Here is a 1507-nt window from a genome sequence, read left to right on the forward strand (position 1 = left end):
ATGAGAGCTTATATTGGCTTAATCGTGTTTATGTATGAACTACAAACCCGAAAAAAACTGGAAGGAGGTCAATAATGCCAGCAGCAATTATTCGCCACATTGCAATAACTGAGCTTGAATTCAAGTCAGAGGATGAAAAACTTGTAGCAAAATTTGAGATTCAGAGTTCTGGAATAGGGATTCTCTCGGTTAAAGGAAATGCCCTTGATGCAATTTCAATAGAGTATGATTTATCAACTGAAAGAACCCTATCTGTTCAAATAGGTGATGTTAAAAAAGATAATTATCTGAGGGGTCGGGGAGTTTCTCACAACCCCAGCACATCATCTTTGATTTTCCAAGTTGATCGTTTTTGCTTGTAAGCATTCCATTGCGCCATTTGTATGGCAATTCCCATAGCAGCGAATAACCAGCGATTGTTCTCATCCCGTCTCATCCAGCACCTTTCTAAATCAAATATTTCAGACACTAGTCCCTGCATAGGCTCTACTGTGGTTGATCGTTTCTTGTAATCTTTAAGATTCTGTTTTGTCAGCATATCCTTAATGTATTTTTTTCTTGATTCTGATCTATTCTTGTGTTTTCGCGGAACTGTGACTAACTGAATATGGTAATTATGTTTAAGTCGGTGATACAGATTTTGATCATCAGCCTTGCTATCCATAAATACTTTCTTTACAATATTTTCATAATTTGTAATTTCTATCTCCATTCTTTTGGCTTCGTGTCCTGAGTTAGGCATCCATTGAAATATGCCAAGTATTGGAATGCCATATGATGTAAAACAGAATGTTCCATGTCCGTAAACCCAGCCATCATAGCGGGACATACCCCACCTTGCCTCTTTATCAAGTCCAGTTAATCCTTTAGGAATAATGCCTTGTGATTTCTGTTTCTTGTGCCAGACTGGTCCTTTGGCTTTAGTCATCATTTTATCAGCACTTATCTTTTTGATTGAAGTATTTCTTAGGAAATATTTGAAAAATGAATGCTGCAGGTTTTCTAGGCGAGTGGCAGATTTTTTTTAAACGATCTCGCAGCTGTCTTTCTGAAATTGGTTTGAGTCTAGTTCCTTGGGCAATTACTTTCCAGTATTTCAAAGCCATGCGATGTGTGCCAAGATATGATTTAACTTTGCATTTTACAGACAGAATAGCAATTAACATAATCAGCCATTCTGGATAATCAAATTTACTTCCTCTGATGCCATTTCTGTCAGGGTGAGGAAATTTGGTTAGTTTCAGAAATTTTAAAAAGTAATCACGGGTTTGGGAAACCCATTCTGGATTTAATTTTGATATTTGTTTTTTCATAAAAGTATTGGTCTTAATTATTCGTTTCCGACCTTTACTTCTATGATAACAAATATTTGGCTAATTTAAGAGGGGGAAACTCCCCGACCCCTCAATTATTTATAATAAAAAGTCAAACATTACGTGTTCCTTCACAACATTTACGACATTGCCCTTAAAACGCTTCGGGACTGCCATTCTGAGCAAAGAATGCC

The 1507-nt window shown here is 36.7% G+C and carries 3 protein-coding genes; 1 reads left to right on the plus strand and 2 read right to left on the minus strand.

The window, feature by feature from the left end; all coding sequences use genetic code 11:
• The first annotated feature begins 74 nt into the window (after positions 1-74).
• Positions 75-362, plus strand: coding sequence for a hypothetical protein (locus AC3WVG_RS11755; protein ID WP_488798306.1), 288 nt, complete (start codon positions 75-77; stop codon positions 360-362).
• On the opposite strand, the gene AC3WVG_RS11760 is transcribed toward AC3WVG_RS11755, so the two are convergent.
• Entirely contained in the window at positions 308-931 is a 624-nt protein-coding gene (locus tag AC3WVG_RS11760; RefSeq protein ID WP_488798307.1) for a hypothetical protein, read from the minus strand. The genes AC3WVG_RS11755 and AC3WVG_RS11760 overlap by 55 nt on opposite strands.
• 4 nt (positions 932-935) lie before the next feature.
• On the minus strand, positions 936-1313 hold the full coding sequence (locus AC3WVG_RS11765) for a hypothetical protein (protein ID WP_488798308.1): 378 nt from the start codon (positions 1311-1313) through the stop codon (positions 936-938).
• Positions 1314-1507 lie beyond the last annotated feature (194 nt).

It is taken from the genome of Desulfovulcanus sp. (assembly GCF_982781345.1).

Excerpts from the sequence above, each read along its gene's own strand:
- AC3WVG_RS11755 (WP_488798306.1), top strand. The coding sequence starts at position 75 with ATGCCAGCAGCAATTATTCGCCACATTGCAATAACTGAGCTTGAATTC.
- AC3WVG_RS11760 (WP_488798307.1), bottom strand. The coding sequence starts at position 931 with ATGATGACTAAAGCCAAAGGACCAGTCTGGCACAAGAAACAGAAATCA.
- AC3WVG_RS11765 (WP_488798308.1), bottom strand. The coding sequence starts at position 1,313 with ATGAAAAAACAAATATCAAAATTAAATCCAGAATGGGTTTCCCAAACC.